The following is a 17,109-nucleotide window of genomic DNA, read 5'->3' on the forward strand; positions in this document are numbered from 1 at the left end:
AGCGACGCGGCCAAGGGCGCGCTGAAGGACGGCACGCTCGAGGGCCCGGCCGACGAGAGCGGCAACGGCGTCCCGGACGTCCTGGACGAGGCACGCTGGGAGCTCGAGTTCTTCCTGGCGATGCAGGTCCCGGCCGGATCCGGGATGACCGTCTCGAGCACGGACACCCGCTCGCTCGACGGTCTCGTGCACCACAAGATCCACGACGTGGGCTGGACCGGTTTGGGCCTGCTGCCCTCGGCCGACCCGCAGCAGCGTCGCCTGCACCGTCCGTCGACGGCGGCCACGCTCAACGTCGCGGCCACGGCCGCCCAGGGCGCCCGCCTGTTCGCGAAGTACGACAAGGCGTTCGCCGCGAAGCTGCTGGCCGCGAGCACGTCGGCTTACGCCGCTGCGCAGCGGGTGCCCGACCTGTACGCGCCGGCCAGCGCCGGCTCGAACGGTGGCGGTCCGTACGACGACACCGAGGTCGCGGACGAGTTCTACTGGGCGGCCGCCGAGCTGTACCTGACGACGAAGTCCTCGACCTACAAGAAGGACGTCGAGAAGAGCGCCCACCGCAACGTCGACATCTGGACCGAGGGCGGCTTCAACTGGGGCAGCACCGCCGCGCTGGGTCGGCTCGACCTGGCGACGGTGCCCAGCGACTTCCGCAACCAGGCGCGCACGAGCGTCGTCGCCGGGGCCGAGAAGTACCTGGCGTGGCAGAAGGCCCAGCCCTTCGGCACGGCGTACCCGGGCAGCAACGGCACGTACGACTGGGGCTCGAACTCCATGGTCGTGAACAACCAGGTGGTGCTCGCCACGGCGTTCGACATCACGCGCGACGCGAGGTTCAGCCGCGCGGTGCTCGAGTCCATGGACTACCTGCTGGGCCGCAACGCGCTCAACAACTCCTACATCACCGGCTACGGGACGCAGTTCTCCAGCCACCAGCACAGCCGCTGGATGGTCCCGCCGCCGAACGGGTCGCTCGCGGGTGGACCCAACTCGCTGCGGAGCACGTGGGACCCCGTGATGAACGCCCTCTTCCCGGAATCCAACCCCTGCACGCCGCAGCGGTGCTACGTCGACGACATCGAGGCGTGGTCGGTCAACGAGATCACGGTCAACTGGAACTCGGCCCTGTCCTGGATCGCGTCGTTCGTGGCCGACCAGGGCGCCGCGCCGCAGCCGGTCGCGCCGAAGGTCACCCAGCAGCCGAAGTCGGTGTCGGGCGTCCTGAAGTCGAAGGTCACGCTCACGGCCGCCGCCTCCGGCTATCCGACGCCCACCGTGAAGTGGCAGCGCCGGGCGCCGGGAGCCACCGCGTGGAAGGACGTGCGCGGGGCGACGAGCACGACGCTCAAGGTGGTCGTCACGCGCGGCGAGCACCGGGCGGGCTACCGGGCGGTGTTCTCGAACTCGGCCGGGTCGGCGACGACCGCGACCGCGACGGTCACGCTCCGCAAGGCGCGCCCGGTCATCACGTCGCAGCCCAAGGACGTCAAGGTCCGCTCCGGGGCACGTGCGACGTTCCGGGTGGCGTCCGACGCGTACCCGGCGGCGAGCGTCCAGTGGTGGGCGAAGAAGGGCAAGGCCTGGGTCAAGGTCTCGGGCGCGCGGTCCGAGACCCTGACGGTCAAGGTGACCCGCACGTCGCCGAAGCACTACCGGGTCGTGGTGAAGAACTCGCAGGGATCGGTCACGTCGCGCACGGCGCACGTCACGCTGCGGCGCTGACGGGCGACTGACGGACGGCGCCCCGGACAGGGTCTCCTGCCGGGGCGTCGTCGTGCCGGGCGACGACGCACGGCCGAAGTGGTGGCAGGCTTGCTCGCTGTGCCACCGCTCCCGCGGCGGCTCGACCCACACCGACCGGACCGACCGGTCAGCAGCGGACAGGAGCAGGCGTGCACCTCTGGCGTGATCTCGCCGACGTTCCCGACGGATTCGGCCCCTCGGTCGTGACGATCGGCAACTTCGACGGTGTGCACCGCGGCCACGCGAGCGTGCTGCAGCGCATGTGCGCGGACGCCGCGTCGGCGGGCGCGAGCGCCGTTGCCGTGACCTTCACCCCGCACCCGCAGCAGGTGCACCGGCCCGAGTCGGCGCAGCCGCTGCTCACGGGCGACGCCGACCGGCTCGAGCTCCTCGAGGCGACCGGCCTCGACGCGGTCCTGCTGCTGACCTACACGCTCGACTTCGCACGGCAGACGCCCGAGGAGTTCGTCCGCCGCTACCTCGTCGAGGGCCTCGGTGCGCGCGTCGTCGTCGTCGGGCGGGACGTGCGGTTCGGCTGGAACAACTCGGGCGACCTCGCGACCATGGTCGAGCTCGGCCGGTCCTACGGCTTCTCGGTCGAGGTCATCGAGGACGTCACCCCGACGGCGGGCGCCGACCCGGGCAGCGCCGAGGACCACGTGGCCGACCCGCTGCGCCGACGCTGGTCGTCGACCTGGGTGCGCGAGCTGCTCGAGGCGGGCGACGTGGTGCAGGCCGCGCGGGTGCTCGGCCGCCCGCACCGGCTGCGCGGCGAGGTCGTGCACGGCGACGCGCGCGGCCGCGAGCTCGGCTTCCCGACCGCCAACCTGAGCCAGGACGCCGAGGGCATGGTGCCCGCGGACGGCGTGTACGCGGGCCGGCTGCGGCGCCCCGACGGCACGGTGCTGCCGTCCGCGGTGTCGATCGGCACCAACCCGACGTTCGACGGTGTGCAGCGTCGCGTGGAGGCGTACGTGCTCGACCGGACGGACCTCGACCTGTACGGCGAGCGTGTCGTGCTCGAGCTCGTCGAGCGGTTGCGACCGACGCTGAAGTTCGACGGGATCGAGCCGCTGATCACGCAGATGCACGCCGACGTCGAGCGCGTGCGCGAGGTGCTGGCACCGGTCGGGCAGGCCCCCGACGCGGGGTGAAGCCCGCGGCGCGCGTATCTCCGGGGCTCCCGGTGACCTCCTGAGCGGCATCGTCCCCGCCGCCAGGAGCCTGCCGTGTCCACGTTCGCCTTCCTCGTCCACCCTCGTGCCGACGTCTCGCACGACCTCGCGCGCGTCTGGTCCCCGCTCGGTGCGGTGCCCTCGGGCGCGCTGGAATGGGGCTTGCGCCACCTGCCTGTCCCGCCCCTGACCCTGGGCACGGTGTCGCGTCCCGACGAGGACGGCGTGGCCGGCTGGCTCGTCGTCGTCCCGGTCGGCGCGCGGCAGATGCTGCACGAGGACCGGCGCTGGGTGCTCGGCAAGGTGGAGAGCGCGGTCGACCTCGCGGTGAGCCTCGGCGCGGACGTCGTCGGGCTGGGCGCGCTGACCGCGCCCGTGACCGCCGGCGGGCGCCTGCTGCGCGAGCGGCCGGGCGTGACCCTCACGAACGGCAACGCGTTCACCGCGCAGCTGACCGCGCAGGCCGTGCGGCGGCTGGTCGGCCAGATGGACCGGCCGCACGTCGCGGTGCTCGGCGCGACCGGCAGCGTTGGCTCGTGCGTCGTGGCCCTGCTCGCCGACGACCTCGACCTCGGCGAGCTCACGCTCGTGGCCCGCCGGCGGCACCGGCTCGCCGAGCTCGCCGAGCAGGTGCGGTCGACGAGGCCCGGGCTGCCGGTGCACGAGTCGACCGAGATCGACGCCGTCCGGGACGCGGACCTCGTCGTCGTGCTCACCTCGTCGACCGACGCCCTGCTGCGGTCCGAGCACCTCAAGCCCGGGGCGGTGGTCCTGGACGACACCCAGCCGCGCAACACCGACCCGGCGCTCACGGTCGAGCGGCCGGACGTGCTGGTCGTCGACGGCGGCCTCGCGGACGTGCGCGGGCTGGACGTGCGCGCGGACATCGGGCTGCCGCGCGGGTACGCCTACGCGTGCCTCTGCGAGACGATGCTCATGGCGTTCGACGGCTGCACGACGCCGGCCGTGGGCGACGCGACCGTCGCGCACGCCCGGAGGATGCAGGACGCCGCGGACCGGTTCTCGCACCTGGGCTTCGGGCTCGCCGAGCCGCTCTCGTTCGGCCAGCCGCTCGCCGCCGGTCCGTGGTCGGCGCACGAGCTCGTCGGGCTGTGAGCATGGAGGCGCCGATCGAGGTCGTCGTCCTCGGCGGCGGCTACACCGCGATCTGGGCGGCGCGTGCGCTGGCCCGTGGCCTGCGGCGGCCGCTGCGCGAGGGGTCGGTGCGCGTCACGGTCGTCTCGGCCACCACTGCGCACGCGTTCCACGGCTGGACGGGGGAGGTGCTCTCGGGCCACGTCCGCGGGGAGCGGGCGCGCACCGCACTCGTCGACGTCGTGCCGCCCGCCTGGGTGCTGCACGGCAGCGCGACCGCGCTCGACCCGGTCGCGCGCACGGTCTCGGTGACCACCGACGACGGCGTGCGCCTGCTGCCGTACGACCACCTGCTCGTCGCGACGGGCTCGCGCGACGCGCGCGAGCGGGTGCCCGGGCTCGCCGAGCACGGGTGGTCGCTCAAGGACGACGGCGGCCTCGACACGCTCGTCGGGCGGCTCGAGGCGGGGTGCGGGGCGGCGGTCGTGGTCGGCGGGGGACTGGCCGGCACCGAGGCGGCCGTCGCGATGGCGGCCCGGATGCGGCGCGACGACCCCGACGCGCGCGTGGTGCTCGTGCACGGCGGTGAGCACGTGCTGCCGGACCTGCGCCCGCGGTTCGAGCGCGTCGCGCGGTACGCGGTCGAGCAGGCGGAGCGCGCGGGGGTCGAGGTCCGCTGCGGCGCCCGGGTCGCGCGGGTCGACGAGGACGGTGTCGCGCTGGACGACGGCACGACGATCCCGGCCGGGACGGTCGTCTCCGCGGTGGGACAGGTGGTCGTGACGCTGCCCGGGCTCGCAGCCGAGCGGGCCACCGACGGGCGGCTCGTGGTGGACCGGCGACTGCGGACCACGCTCCGCGGGGTGTGGTCCGGGGGAGACGCGGCGGCGGTGCCGCACCCGAACGGGTCCGGGCCGTGCCCGCCCAACGCGCTGTGGGCGATCAAGGCGGGAACCGGCGCCGGGCGCAACATCGCGCGCACCGTGCGCGGTCGCCGCGCGCGGGTGTTCCGGTTCCCCGGGCTGGGCCAGGCAGCGAGCCTCGGCGTCGGCCGTGGGGCGGCCGAGCTGTACGGCGTGCAGCTCACGGGGTGGGTCGCGTGGCTCACGCGATGGGTGTTCTTCCACGCCTTCATGCCCTCGCGCCGGCTCGCGCTCGCGGCGATGGGAGACTGGCTCCTGCTCGGCCTGCGGACTGCCGGCGGCCGGCCCGCAGTGGCCGACGCCACGCACGGTGTCGCCTCGAACACTGGTACCCTGGACGCTGCCGTCTGAACGGCCGCGGAACGAGAGAGCCCGGGTGGACAAGCCCCGGAGCACCGCGCAACGAGTCAAACCAGGAGAGCCGTGCCCCTCGACAACGCCATCAAGGCCACCATCATGACCGAGTACGCCACGCACGAGGGCGACACCGGTTCCCCCGAGGTCCAGATCGCGGTGCTCACGCAGCGCATCAAGGACCTGACCGAGCACCTCAAGGAGCACAAGCACGACCACCACAGCCGCCGCGGTCTGCTGCTGCTCGTCGGTCGTCGTCGCCGCCTGCTCGGTTACCTGCAGAAGGTCGACATCAACCGCTACCGGGCGCTGATCGAGCGCCTCGGCCTGCGCCGCTGAACCACCGGACCAGCCCGGACCCGCCGTAGGGTCCGGGCTGGTCTGATGTTCCCGTAGTACCAGCAGTGCCAGCAGTACCAGCACGATCCACCGCGTCGGCCCGCTCGTCTGGTCCTCGGTAGTGGCTTCCGGAACAGGTGTTCCGGGGACCACGGTCGAAGACCGTCGAGGCCGGCCGGCGCCTTCGAGAACAAGGAGGGCACCCGTGGAGGGTCCCGAGATCCAGTTCGCCGAGGCCGTCATCGACAACGGTCGCTTCGGCACCCGCACCATCCGCTTCGAGACGGGCCGCCTGGCCAAGCAGGCCGCCGGCTCCGCCGCCGCCTACCTGGACGGCGACACGATGCTGCTGTCGGCCACCACGGCCGGCAAGCACCCGAAGGACCACTTCGACTTCTTCCCGCTGACGATCGACGTCGAGGAGCGGCAGTACGCCGCCGGCAAGATCCCCGGCTCGTTCTTCCGCCGCGAGGGCCGTCCCTCGACCGAGGCGATCCTCGCCTGCCGGCTCGTCGACCGCCCGCTGCGCCCCCTGTTCGTCAAGGGCCTGCGCAACGAGGTCCAGGTCGTCGTCACGGTCCTGGCCATCCACCCGGACGACGCGTACGACGTGCTCGCCATCAACGCCGCGTCGATCTCGACGCAGCTGTCCGGCCTGCCGTTCTCCGGCCCCGTCGCCGGTGTGCGCATCGCGCTCATCGACGGCCAGTGGGTCGCCTTCCCGCGCTACTCCGAGCGCGAGCGCGCCACGTTCGACATGGTCGTCGCCGGCCGCGTCGTTGCTGGAACAGACGGTGGCGACGATGTTGCCATCGCCATGATCGAGGCCGAGGCGCCCGAGAAGTCGTGGAACCTCATCCAGGAGGGTGCCACCGCACCCACCGAGGAGGTCGTGGCCCAGGGCCTCGAGGCCGCCAAGCCGTTCATCAAGGTGCTCGTCGAGGCGCAGCAGGAGCTCGCCTCGAAGGCCGCCAAGGAGACGCAGGCGTTCCCGACGTTCCCGGACTACCAGGACGACGCCTACGCCGCCGTCGAGGGTGCCGCGTCCGGCCCGCTCGACAGCGCGCTGCAGATCGCGGACAAGCACGACCGCGAGAACCGCCTGGACGAGATCAAGGCCGAGGTCGTCGCCTCGCTCTCCGAGCAGTTCGAGGGCCGCGAGAAGGAGCTGTCCGCAGCGTTCCGCTCGGTCCAGAAGAAGCTCATCCGCCAGCGGATCCTCACCGACGGCTTCCGCATCGACGGCCGTGGCCTGCGCGACATCCGCACGCTCTCGGCCGAGGTCGAGGTCCTGCCCCGCGTGCACGGCTCGGCGATCTTCGAGCGCGGCGAGACCCAGATCCTGGGTGTCACCACGCTGAACATGCTGCGCATGGAGCAGCAGCTCGACACGCTCTCCCCGGAGACGCGCAAGCGCTACATGCACAACTACAACTTCCCGCCCTACTCCACGGGCGAGACGGGTCGCGTCGGTTCGCCGAAGCGTCGCGAGATCGGCCACGGAGCGCTCGCCGAGCGCGCGCTCATGCCGGTCCTGCCGAGCCGCGAGGAGTTCCCCTACGCCATCCGCCAGGTCTCCGAGGCGCTGAGCTCCAACGGCTCGACCTCGATGGGCTCGGTCTGCGCGTCCACCCTGTCGCTGCTCAACGCCGGTGTGCCGCTGCGCGCGCCCGTCGCGGGCATCGCCATGGGCCTGGTCTCCGACACGGTGAACGGTGAGACGCGTTACGCCGCCCTCACGGACATCCTCGGTGCCGAGGACGCGTTCGGCGACATGGACTTCAAGGTCGCCGGCACCCGTGAGTTCGTCACGGCCATCCAGCTCGACACCAAGCTCGAGGGCATCCCCGCCTCGGTGCTCGGCGGCGCGCTCACGCAGGCCAAGGAGGCGCGCCTCGCGATCCTCGACGTCATCGCCGAGGCGATCGACGTCCCGGACGAGATGAGCCCGTTCGCTCCCCGCGTCATCACGGTGAAGGTCCCCGTCGACAAGATCGGCGAGGTCATCGGCCCGAAGGGCAAGATGATCAACCAGATCCAGGAGGAGACCGGCGCCGACATCTCGATCGAGGACGACGGCACGGTCTACATCGGCGCCACCGACGGTCCGTCGGCGGAGGCCGCGCGGGCGGCGATCAACGCGATCGCCAACCCGCACATGCCCGAGATCGGGGAGCGCTTCGTCGGCACGGTCGTCAAGACCACGACGTTCGGTGCGTTCATCTCCCTGAGCCCGGGCAAGGACGGCCTGCTGCACATCTCGCAGATCCGTCGCCTCGTGGGTGGCAAGCGCGTCGAGAACGTCGAGGACGTCCTGTCCATCGGGCAGAAGGTCCAGGTCGAGATCGGCGAGATCGACCCCCGCGGCAAGCTGTCGCTGCACGCTGTCGTTGAAGACGCTGCGGACGAGGCGTCTGAGCCTGCGTCGGTCGACGCCTGACGATGCCGCTGGATCTCCCGCTGGTCGGCCCCGGTACGTCCGGGGCCGACCGGTCCGCCGAGCAGGACGGCGGCGCCCTCGTGCGCCGTTCCGTCCTGCCCGGCGGGGTCCGCGTGCTGACCGAGCACATGCCCGGTCTGCGCTCGGCCACCGTGGGCGCGTGGGTCGGCGTCGGCTCGCGCGACGAGGAGTCGGGCCACCACGGCTCGACGCACTTCCTCGAGCACCTGCTGTTCAAGGGCACCGCGAAGCGCACCGCGATGGACATCGCGGAGGCGTTCGACGAGGTCGGTGGAGAGGCCAACGCCGCCACCGGCAAGGAGCACACGTGCTACTACGCACGCGTGCTCGACACCGACCTGCCGATGGCGGTCGACGTGATCACCGACATGGTCACCTCCGCGCGCCTCGAGACCGACGAGCTCGAGACCGAGCGCGGCGTGATCCTCGAAGAGCTCGCGATGAACGACGACGACCCGAGCGACGTCGCGCACGAGCAGTTCGCCGCCCTGGTGCTCGGTGAGCACCCCCTGGGCCGGCCGATCGGCGGCACCCCCGAGTCCATCCGCGCGGTCCCGCGCGACGCGGTCTGGGAGCACTACCGCTGGCACTACCAGCCCGAGACCCTCGTCGTGAGCGCTGCAGGCGGGGTCGACCACGACGCGCTCGTCGCGCAGGTCGAGACCGCGCTGGCCGACGGCGGCTGGGACATGACCGGCGGCGCACCGCGCGGCCGACGCGCCCCCGCGCTCGGCGTCCCCGCCGGCACGGCCGGCATCCCCGCGGCCGGGGTCGAGAAGACGATCCGCCGCCACACCGAGCAGGCGAACGTCATCGTCGGCGGCACCTCGCTGACCGCGACGGACCCCCGCCGCTTCACGCTGTCCGTGCTCAACGCGGTCCTGGGCGGCGGGATGTCCTCGCGCCTGTTCCAGGAGATCCGCGAGAAGCGCGGCCTGGCGTACTCCACCTACTCGTTCTCGTCGGGCCACTCGGACACCGGCGTCTTCGGCCTCTACGCGGGCTGCACGCCGGCCCGGGTCGACGAGATCCTCGCCCTGATGATCGCCGAGCTCGAGCACCTCGCCGACGCGCCCATCACGGCCGCCGAGCTCACGCGCTCGATCGGCCAGCTCTCCGGCGGGCTCGTGCTCGGCATGGAGGACTCCGGCTCGCGCATGAGCCGGCTCGGCAAGGCGGAGCTGGTGCACGGCGAGCTGCTGAGCATCGACGAGTCGCTCGAGCTGGTGCAGGCCGTCACGGCCGCCGACGTGCAGGCGCTGGCCGCCGAGCTCGCGTCCCGGCCGCGGTCCGTGATCCGCGTGGGTCCGTTCGGGGACTGAGTCCTCGATCCCGCACCCAGGGCGCCCCGGAGGGGCGATCATGGGTTCATGCCCGTCGACCAGGTGCAGTACACGCGGATCGACGTCGAGGTGCCCGGGCTCGTCGAGCACGCCTGGGTGGTCGTCGGCGGCGGTCCCTCGCGCGAGATCCTGCTGCCCGACGGGCGCGGGCTGCTGCAGGTGGTGCTCGAGGGCGACGGGTCGCTCGTCGACACCCTGACCGGCGCGAGCACCCCGGACGCGACGGGCGTGCGCGGGCTCATGACTCGGCCCGTGGTGCGCGTGCAGGACGGTTCGGGGGTGCGGCTGGGGATCCAGCTGGCCCCGTCGGCCCTCGCCGCGGTCGGAGCGCCCGGGCTGGTCGACGCGTGGGGTGACGCGGAGGGGCTCGTCGGCCCGGCTCTCGGGCGTGCGTCGGACGAGCTGGCCGCGGGGCGGTTCGCCGCTGCGGCGCACGAGCTCGTGGACGCGCTCGTCGCCCGACGGGTCGAGCCCACCCTCGACGCCGTGCGGTTCGGGGAGGTGCTGCGGCTGGTCGACGAGCGTGCGGGGCTCGTCAGCGCCCAGGAGCTGGCCCGGGCCGAGGGCGTGACCGTGAGCGACCTGCACCGCTGGACGCTGCTGTTCCTCGGGGCGCAGCCGGCCGACTACCTCGCCGCGGTGCGGTTCGCGTCGTTCGTGCGGCAGGCCGTGGGACCGGGCGTCGCGCGGCCGGACGCGGTGCTGCAGGCGCTGAGCTGGTACTCGCGCGCGGAGGTCCCGCCGCGCGAGGTGGAGCGCTCGACGGGCCTGGACCCGGTCGAGCTGCGCCGGGTCGAGGAGCGGATCGCGGCGCTCGTCGGGCCGGCGACCGTCTAGGGTCGTCACCCGTGAGCGAGCGCATCAAGGTAGCCGTCCTCGGGGCCGCGGGCCGCATGGGATCCACCGTCGTCCGAGCCGTGCAGGGAGCCGACGACCTCGAGCTCGTCGCGACCCTCGACGCGGGCGACGACCTGTCGGCCGCGGCCGGTGCGGACGTCGCGATCGACTTCACGGTCCCCGCGGTCACCGAGTCCAACGTGCACGCGCTGATCGACGCGGGCGTGCACGTGGTGGTCGGGACGACGGGGTGGGACGACGAGTCGAAGGCGCGCGTGCGCGACCACCTGGCCGACCGCCCCGGTGTGGGTGTGCTCATCGCCCCCAACTTCGCGCTCGGCGCGGTGTTCGCGATGGCGTTCGCCGCGCGGGCGGCGGCCTGGTTCGAGTCGGTCGAGGTGATCGAGCTGCACCACCCGGACAAGGTCGACGCACCGTCGGGCACCGCGCAGCACACGGCGGCCGCGATCGCCGCGGCGCGCACCGCGGCCGGCGTCGGGCCCAGCCCCGACGCGACGACGCAGGAGCTCGACGGTGCCCGCGGCGCCGACGTCGACGGGGTCCGGGTGCACGCCGTGCGCCTGCGCGGGCTCGTCGCGCACGAGGAGATCCTGCTGGGCAACGCGGGCGAGCAGCTGACGATCCGGCACGACTCGTTCGACCGCGTCTCGTTCATGCCCGGGGTGCTGCTCGGCGTCCGTCAGGTGGGCTCGCACCCGGGCCTGACCGTGGGCCTCGAGCACCTGCTCGACCTCGGCTGATGGCGTCCTCGTCCCGCACCCGCCGCACCGCGGTGGCCGGCGCGGTCGTGCTCACCGCCCTCCTGGGGCTGTACGTGTGGCTGGTCGCCGCTGGCGCGATCGCGCTGATCCAGACGGGCAAGGTCGTCGGGATCCTGCTCGGCGCCGCGTTCCTCGTCCTGCCGCTCGTCGTCATCTGGGTGATCGCGCGCGAGTGGATGCTCGCGATCGACGTGCAGCGGCTGGCCGACGAGCTCGCGGCGGCCGGCGAGCTGCCGGTCGACGACCTGCCTCGCTCGCCGGGCGGCCGGATCGACCGGGCCGTGGCGCGCGAGCAGTTCGACGCGGCGCGCGACGTCACCGAGGCCGCGCCGGACGACTGGCGGTCCTGGTACCACCTGGCCTTCGCTTACGACGCGGCGGGGGACCGGAAGCGGGCGCGCGAGTCGCTGCGGACCGCTCGTCGGCTGTACCGGGCCTAGATCGCCCCCCACCACCGGTGCTCGGTCACGACCCGGTGGCTGCCGTCGGGCTGCGTTCCCGACGCGAGCTCACGGGTGGTCTCGTCGGGACCCAGGCCCGCGCCGCGCAGGAACTGCGCGCGCGCGTCGTCGCCGTCGAGCACCCACGTGTGCACCTGGTCGGCGCCCTGCTCGCGCAGGAGGTCGACGGCCGCGGCCAGCAGGCGTGAGCCGTGCCCGCCGCGCTGCGCCTGCGGGAGGACCTCGAGCGCGAGGATGACCCCGCCCGGCGCCGCGTCGTCGGGGGCGGGGACGGGCGCGATGGCCGTGAAGCCGACGACGGTGGCGCCGTCGCACGCGACCAGCACGCGGTGGCCCGTGGGCGCAGCGCTGATCGCGCTCGCCCACTGGTCGACCACCGCTTGCTCGTCGAGCAGGTCGAGCACGTCCGCGCCCAGGACGTCCGCGTGCTCGTCGCGCCAGGCGGCGAGCTGGACGCGGGCGATCGGGGTCTCGTCTCCGGGGACGGCGGGGCGGACGGAGACGTCGGCGTGGTCCGTGAACAGAGGCATCAGGCGACGGTAGCCGGAACCGGGGCCGGTGCGACCTTCGGCGGGTGCTTCATGGACACCTTGTCGATCCACGCGAGCGCGACGGCGGAGACGATGAATGCGAGGTGGATGATCGTCTGCCAGAGCAGCGCCTCGCCACCGTTCGGCTCGTTGACCGTGTGCTCGGCCTCGATGAAGCTGCGCAGCAGGTGGATCGAGGAGATCCCGATGATCGACATCGCGAGCTTGGTCTTGAGCACGTTGGCGTTGACGTGCGAGAGCCACTCGGGCTGGTCGGGGTGGTTGTCCAGACGGATGCGGGACACGAACGTCTCGTAGCCGCCGACGATCACCATGATCAGGAGGTTGGCGATCATCACGACGTCGACCAGGCCGAGGACCGCGATGATGATCTCGCCCTCGTCCATGCCGTGGCCGGTGAAGACCCCGTGCGCGAGGTGCCACAGCTCCTTCATGAACTGCCACACGTAGACCGCCTGCGCGACGATCAGGCCGAGGTACAGGGGCACCTGGAGCCAGCGGGACAGGAAGATCAGCGAGCCGATGGTGGAGCCGCGCGTGGGCGCGGGCGTGGTGGAACTCATGGGTGGGTCCTTCGTGGCGGGGGTCGCGATCGCGACCGCGTCGTCGTCGGGCAATCCCCCAACGGCCGACGTGCTCGGATCGTGCCCTGGCTAGCTCATCCCGAGGGCGCGCAGCAGCGCGGCCGTGCCGGCGGCCAGGACGACGACGACGATGAACGGCGCGCGCAGCATCAGCGCGACCGCGGCCACGGCGAGCGCGGGGAGGCGTGCGTCGGCGACCAGGTGCCGCCCGATCGTGGCGGCCTGGACGGCGACCAGGGCGGACAGCAGCGCGACCGTGACCAGCGCCGCGGTCCGTGCGACGCGCGGCTTGGCGAGCCAGTGGTCCGGGACGAGGTGGCCGACGAGCTTGAGCGCGAAGACGACCGCACTGGCGGCGATGACCGCGAACCAGGTGGCGGCGGGGCTCATGCGGGCTCCTTCGTCTCGTCCTGGGGGGCGACGAGGCCGACGACGACGGCGACGACCGCGGCCAGCAGCACGGGCACGCCGGCGGGCGTGAACGGGGTCAGTGCCAGGCCGACGGCCACCGCGGCGCCGGCGACGAGCCGCGCGAGGCCGTCCGCGAGGCGGGGCCAGACGAGCGCGAGGAACGCCGCCGCCGCGGCCGCGTCGAGCCCGTAGGTGCGGGGGTCGCCGAGCGCGTCACCCAGCACCGCCCCGAGCAGCGTGAACAGGTTCCACATGACGAAGACGCCGACGCCGGTCCACCAGAACCCGAGTCGTCCCGCTGCGGGGTCGCTCTGAGCGGTCGCGACCGCGGTCGACTCGTCGATCGTGAGCTGGGCCGCGAGCGGCTTGCGCCAGCCGTGCGCGGCGAGGAGCGGGGTGACCTGCGGGCCGTAGAGCCCGTTGCGCGCGCCCAGGAGCCCGGCGGTCGCGATCGCCGCACCCGCGGCTCCGCCCGCGCCGATCACGCCGATGAACGCGAACTGGGACCCGCCCGAGAACATCAGGAGGCTGAGCGCCATCGTCTGCGCCGTGCTGAGGCCCGCGACGACCGAGAGCGCGCCGAACGAGATCCCGTAGAGGCCCGTGGCGACCGCGACCGAGATCGACTGACGCAGCACCGCTCGGCGCGCGTCGGGGGTCATGGGCGACACCCTACGTTTCGGCGGCCGGGCGGCGTCGTAGCGACCGAGACGCGCCTACGATGACCCGCATGACGCTCGTCGAGACGCCGTACGAGGACCTGCTGCGACTCGTCCTGGAGACCGGGACGCCGAAGGCCGACCGCACGGGCACGGGGACGCGCAGCGTCTTCGGGCACCAGATGCGGTTCGACCTGTCGGCCGGGTTCCCGCTTGTCACGACCAAGCGCGTGCACCTGAAGTCGATCGCGTACGAGCTGCTGTGGTTCCTGCGCGGCGACTCCAACGTCGGCTGGCTGCGCGAGCACGGTGTGTCGATCTGGGACGAGTGGGCCGACGAGCGCGGCGAGCTCGGCCCGGTCTACGGGGTGCAGTGGCGATCGTGGCCCACGCCGGACGGCGGGCAGATCGACCAGATCACCGAGCTGATGGCGAACCTGCGCCGGGACCCGGACTCGCGTCGGCACATCGTCTCGGCGTGGAACGTCGCGGACATCCCGTCGATGGCGCTCGCCCCGTGCCACGCGTTCTTCCAGTTCTACGTCGCCGACGGCAAGCTCTCGTGCCAGCTCTACCAGCGCTCGGCCGACCTGTTCCTCGGCGTGCCGTTCAACATCGCGTCGTACGCGCTGCTCACGCACATGGTCGCGCAGCAGCTCGACCTCGAGGTCGGCGACTTCGTCTGGACCGGCGGCGACTGCCACATCTACGACAACCACGTCGACCAGGTGCGCGAGCAGCTGAGCCGCGAGGCGTACGCGCCACCCGCGCTCCGGCTCCGGCGTGCGCCGTCGATCGTCGAGTACGCGTACGAGGACATCGAGGTGCTCGACTACCAGCACCACCCCGCGATCAAGGCGCCGGTGGCGGTGTGAGCGTCTCGCTGATCTGGGCGCGGACGCGCGACGGGGTCATCGGCTCGGGTGGCGGCCTGCCGTGGCACCTTCCCGAGGACCTCGCGCGGTTCCGGTCGCTGACCGGCGGCCATCCGGTCGTGATGGGCCGCGCGACGTGGGAGTCGCTCCCCGAGCGGTTCCGGCCGCTGCCCGGCCGGCGCAACGTCGTGCTGTCGCGCTCGGACGGCTTCGACGCACCCGGCGCTGAGGTCGTCGGGTCGCTTCCTGCCGCGCTCGAGCTCCTCGGGGACGAGGACGTCTGGGTCGTGGGCGGGGGAGCGGTGTACGCCCAGGCGCTCCCTCTCGCCGGACGCGTCGAGGTGACCGTCGTCGGCGTGGCCGTCGACGGCGACACGTGGGCACCGGACCTGCCCGACGACGAGTGGCGCGAGGTCGCGAGCGACCCGGTGGACGGGTGGCACATGTCGAGCCAGGACGTGCCCTACCGGTTCGAGTCGTACGTCCGCCGCTGACCGCGCGGAGCTGGTGAACAACGCCGTGCCGTGAGCAGGGCGGGCGGTACGGTTGTCCCATGCCGTCCGTGACATCGCCCCAGCGCCCGTTCGGGGCGGTCCTGTCCGCCATGGTCACGCCGATGACCGACGACGGAGCGGTCGACCTCCAGGCCGCCGTGACCCTGGCTCGCCACCTCGTCGACAGCGGGCACGACGGCCTGGTCCTCAACGGCACCACCGGTGAGGCGCCCACGACCCATGCGCCCGAGAAGGCCGAGGTCGTCGCGGCCGTCGTCGAGGCTGTCGGAGACCGGGCCTACGTCGTCGCGGGAGCGGGATCCAACGACACCGCTCACGCCGTCCGGATGGCCGAGCAGGCCGCCGAGGCGGGCGCGCACGGGCTGCTCGTCGTCAGCCCCTACTACTCGCGGCCCTCGCAGCCCGGCCTCGTCGCCCACGTGCACGCCGTCGCCGACGCGACCGACCTGCCCGTGATGCTCTACGACGTCCCCGGGCGTGCGGGAGTGCGGATGTCCGCCTCGGCGATCGACGAGCTGGCCCTGCACCCGCGGATCATCGCGATGAAGGACGCCACGGGCGACGTCTTCACGGCGTCGGGTGCTGCCGAGCGCACCGGCCTGGCCTGGTACTGCGGCGACGACGGCCTGCTGCTGCCGTTCCTCGCCCACGGGGCTGCGGGTGTCGTGGGCGTCGCCACGCACGTCGTCGGGCCGCAGTTCGCCGCCGTGATCCGGGCCTGGGACGCCGGCGACCACGCCGAGGCGCTGCGGCTGTTCCGGTCCGTCACCCCCGCGATCCAGGCGATCAACGGCGCGGGCTTCCAGGCGGTGTACGCCAAGGCGGCGCTCGAGATCATCGGGCTGCTGTCGGGCCGCACGGTCCGCCTCCCTTACGTTCCGGCGTCCGATGAGGACGTCGACGACATCCGCGCAGGTCTGCGCGCCGCAGGGTTGCTCGACGCAGCCCTCGCCTGACACCCAGGAGATCCATGAGTCACCCGCATCCCGAGCTCACCCCGCCGCCGCCGCTCGCGCCCGGTGCCCTGCGCATCGTCGCCCTCGGCGGCCTCGGTGAGGTCGGACGCAACATGGCCGTTCTCGAGTACGACGGGCGCCTGCTCGTCATCGACTGCGGCGTGCTGTTCCCCGAGGACCACCAGCCCGGCGTCGACCTGATCCTGCCGGACTTCGAGTACATCAAGGACCGCCTGGCGGACATCGAGGCCATCGTGCTCACGCACGGCCACGAGGACCACATCGGCGCCGTCCCGTACCTGCTGCGCCTGCGCCGCGACATCCCCATCGTGGGCTCGCAGCTCACGCTCGCGTTCGTGGAGGCGAAGCTCAAGGAGCACCGCATCCAGCCGCTGAGCATGGTCGTCAAGGAGGGTCAGGTCGAGCAGCTCGGCGCCTTCGAGTGCGAGTTCGTCGCGGTCAACCACTCCATCCCCGACGCGCTCGCGGTCGCGGTGCGCACCGGCGCCGGCACCGTGCTGCACACGGGCGACTTCAAGATGGACCAGCTGCCGCTCGACGGCCGCATCACGGACCTGCGCGCGTTCGCCCGCCTCGGCGAGGAGGGCGTCGACCTGTTCATGGTCGACTCCACCAACGCCGAGGTGCCCGGCTTCGTCGCGCAGGAGCGGGGGATCGGGCCGGTGCTCGACCAGGTCTTCGGCGACTCGACCAAGCGCATCATCGTCGCGTCGTTCTCCTCGCACGTGCACCGCGTGCAGCAGGTGCTCGATGCCGCGCACGCGCACGGCCGCCGCGTGGCCCTCGTCGGGCGCTCGATGGTCCGCAACATGGCCATCGCCGCCGACCTCGGCTACCTCAAGGTGCCGGACGGCGTGCTCATCGACATCAAGAAGATCGACGACCTGCCCGACGACGAGCTCGTGCTGATGTGCACCGGCTCGCAGGGCGAGCCGATGGCCGCGCTGTCGCGCATGGCGAACAACGACCACCGCGTGTCGGTCGGGTTCGGCGACACCGTGATCCTCGCGTCGTCGCTCATCCC

18 protein-coding genes are annotated in these 17,109 nt (G+C 72.8%); 14 read left to right on the top strand and 4 right to left on the bottom strand.

The genetic code is table 11. The features are described from left to right. The 10 genes from D1825_RS05695 to D1825_RS05740 all read left to right on the top strand — a co-directional run. A partial coding sequence (locus tag D1825_RS05695; protein ID WP_199721509.1) for a glycoside hydrolase family 9 protein occupies window positions 1-1,722 on the top strand: 1,722 nt, incomplete at its 5' end. 170 nt (window positions 1,723-1,892) lie between these two features. Then, on the top strand, window positions 1,893-2,897 hold the full coding sequence (locus D1825_RS05700) for a bifunctional riboflavin kinase/FAD synthetase (RefSeq protein WP_118766482.1): 1,005 nt from the start codon (window positions 1,893-1,895) through the stop codon (window positions 2,895-2,897). Window positions 2,898-2,972: 75 nt separating this feature from the next. Then, window positions 2,973-4,034 carry a semialdehyde dehydrogenase gene (locus tag D1825_RS05705; protein ID WP_118766483.1) on the top strand — a complete coding sequence of 354 codons (1,062 nt, stop codon included), beginning with the start codon at window positions 2,973-2,975 and terminating at the stop codon, window positions 4,032-4,034. Between the two features lie 2 nt (window positions 4,035-4,036). Beyond that, complete coding sequence (locus D1825_RS05710; RefSeq protein ID WP_118766484.1) at window positions 4,037-5,287, top strand: NAD(P)/FAD-dependent oxidoreductase; 1,251 nt, start codon at window positions 4,037-4,039, stop codon at window positions 5,285-5,287. 72 nt (window positions 5,288-5,359) lie between these two features. After that, window positions 5,360-5,629: a 30S ribosomal protein S15 gene (gene rpsO / locus D1825_RS05715; protein ID WP_118766485.1), complete on the top strand. Its 270-nt coding sequence runs from the start codon at window positions 5,360-5,362 to the stop codon at window positions 5,627-5,629. A 205-nt stretch (window positions 5,630-5,834) separates the two neighbouring features. After that, window positions 5,835-8,069, top strand: coding sequence for a polyribonucleotide nucleotidyltransferase (locus D1825_RS05720; RefSeq protein WP_118766486.1), 2,235 nt, complete (start codon window positions 5,835-5,837; stop codon window positions 8,067-8,069). A 2-nt stretch (window positions 8,070-8,071) separates the two neighbouring features. After that, entirely contained in the window at window positions 8,072-9,412 is a 1,341-nt protein-coding gene (locus tag D1825_RS05725; protein ID WP_118766487.1) for a M16 family metallopeptidase, read from the top strand. Between the two features lie 48 nt (window positions 9,413-9,460). Beyond that, the gene (locus tag D1825_RS05730) at window positions 9,461-10,270 is read left to right on the top strand and encodes a hypothetical protein (protein WP_118766488.1); all 810 of its coding nucleotides are present in this window, start codon (window positions 9,461-9,463) and stop codon (window positions 10,268-10,270) included. 11 nt (window positions 10,271-10,281) lie between these two features. Further along, a complete protein-coding gene (dapB, locus tag D1825_RS05735) occupies window positions 10,282-11,031 on the top strand; it encodes a 4-hydroxy-tetrahydrodipicolinate reductase (RefSeq protein WP_118766489.1) in 750 nt (249 codons plus the stop codon). Next, window positions 11,031-11,492: a hypothetical protein gene (locus D1825_RS05740; RefSeq protein WP_118766490.1), complete on the top strand. Its 462-nt coding sequence runs from the start codon at window positions 11,031-11,033 to the stop codon at window positions 11,490-11,492. Before dapB ends, D1825_RS05740 begins: the two co-directional genes overlap by 1 nt. Here D1825_RS05740 and D1825_RS05745 read toward each other — a convergent pair. From D1825_RS05745 to D1825_RS05760, 4 genes are all read right to left on the bottom strand, one after another. Then, window positions 11,489-12,043: a GNAT family N-acetyltransferase gene (locus D1825_RS05745; RefSeq protein ID WP_118766491.1), complete on the bottom strand. Its 555-nt coding sequence runs from the start codon at window positions 12,041-12,043 to the stop codon at window positions 11,489-11,491. The genes D1825_RS05740 and D1825_RS05745 overlap by 4 nt on opposite strands. Next, window positions 12,043-12,627, bottom strand: coding sequence for a TIGR00645 family protein (locus D1825_RS05750; RefSeq protein ID WP_118766497.1), 585 nt, complete (start codon window positions 12,625-12,627; stop codon window positions 12,043-12,045). Before D1825_RS05750 ends, D1825_RS05745 begins: the two co-directional genes overlap by 1 nt. A gap of 90 nt (window positions 12,628-12,717) precedes the next feature. Beyond that, entirely contained in the window at window positions 12,718-13,038 is a 321-nt protein-coding gene (locus D1825_RS05755) for an AzlD domain-containing protein (RefSeq protein ID WP_118766492.1), read from the bottom strand. Continuing rightward, window positions 13,035-13,721: an AzlC family ABC transporter permease gene (locus D1825_RS05760; protein ID WP_118766493.1), complete on the bottom strand. Its 687-nt coding sequence runs from the start codon at window positions 13,719-13,721 to the stop codon at window positions 13,035-13,037. Before D1825_RS05760 ends, D1825_RS05755 begins: the two co-directional genes overlap by 4 nt. Before the next feature lie 68 nt (window positions 13,722-13,789). On the opposite strand from D1825_RS05760, the gene D1825_RS05765 reads away from it, so the two are divergent. From D1825_RS05765 to D1825_RS05780, 4 genes are all read left to right on the top strand, one after another. Next, entirely contained in the window at window positions 13,790-14,593 is an 804-nt protein-coding gene (locus D1825_RS05765; RefSeq protein ID WP_118766494.1) for a thymidylate synthase, read from the top strand. Next, window positions 14,590-15,087, top strand: a complete 498-nt coding sequence (locus D1825_RS05770; protein WP_118766495.1) for a dihydrofolate reductase — start codon at window positions 14,590-14,592, stop codon at window positions 15,085-15,087. Before D1825_RS05765 ends, D1825_RS05770 begins: the two co-directional genes overlap by 4 nt. 59 nt (window positions 15,088-15,146) lie before the next feature. After that, complete coding sequence (gene dapA / locus D1825_RS05775; RefSeq protein ID WP_118766496.1) at window positions 15,147-16,064, top strand: 4-hydroxy-tetrahydrodipicolinate synthase; 918 nt, start codon at window positions 15,147-15,149, stop codon at window positions 16,062-16,064. A gap of 14 nt (window positions 16,065-16,078) precedes the next feature. Beyond that, window positions 16,079-17,109 (top strand): ribonuclease J (locus tag D1825_RS05780; RefSeq protein WP_138067475.1); only part of this gene is annotated, 1,031 nt, incomplete at its 3' end.

Source organism: Cellulomonas rhizosphaerae, from assembly GCF_003470205.1.
Classification (GTDB): Bacteria; Actinomycetota; Actinomycetes; order Actinomycetales; family Cellulomonadaceae; genus Cellulomonas; species Cellulomonas rhizosphaerae.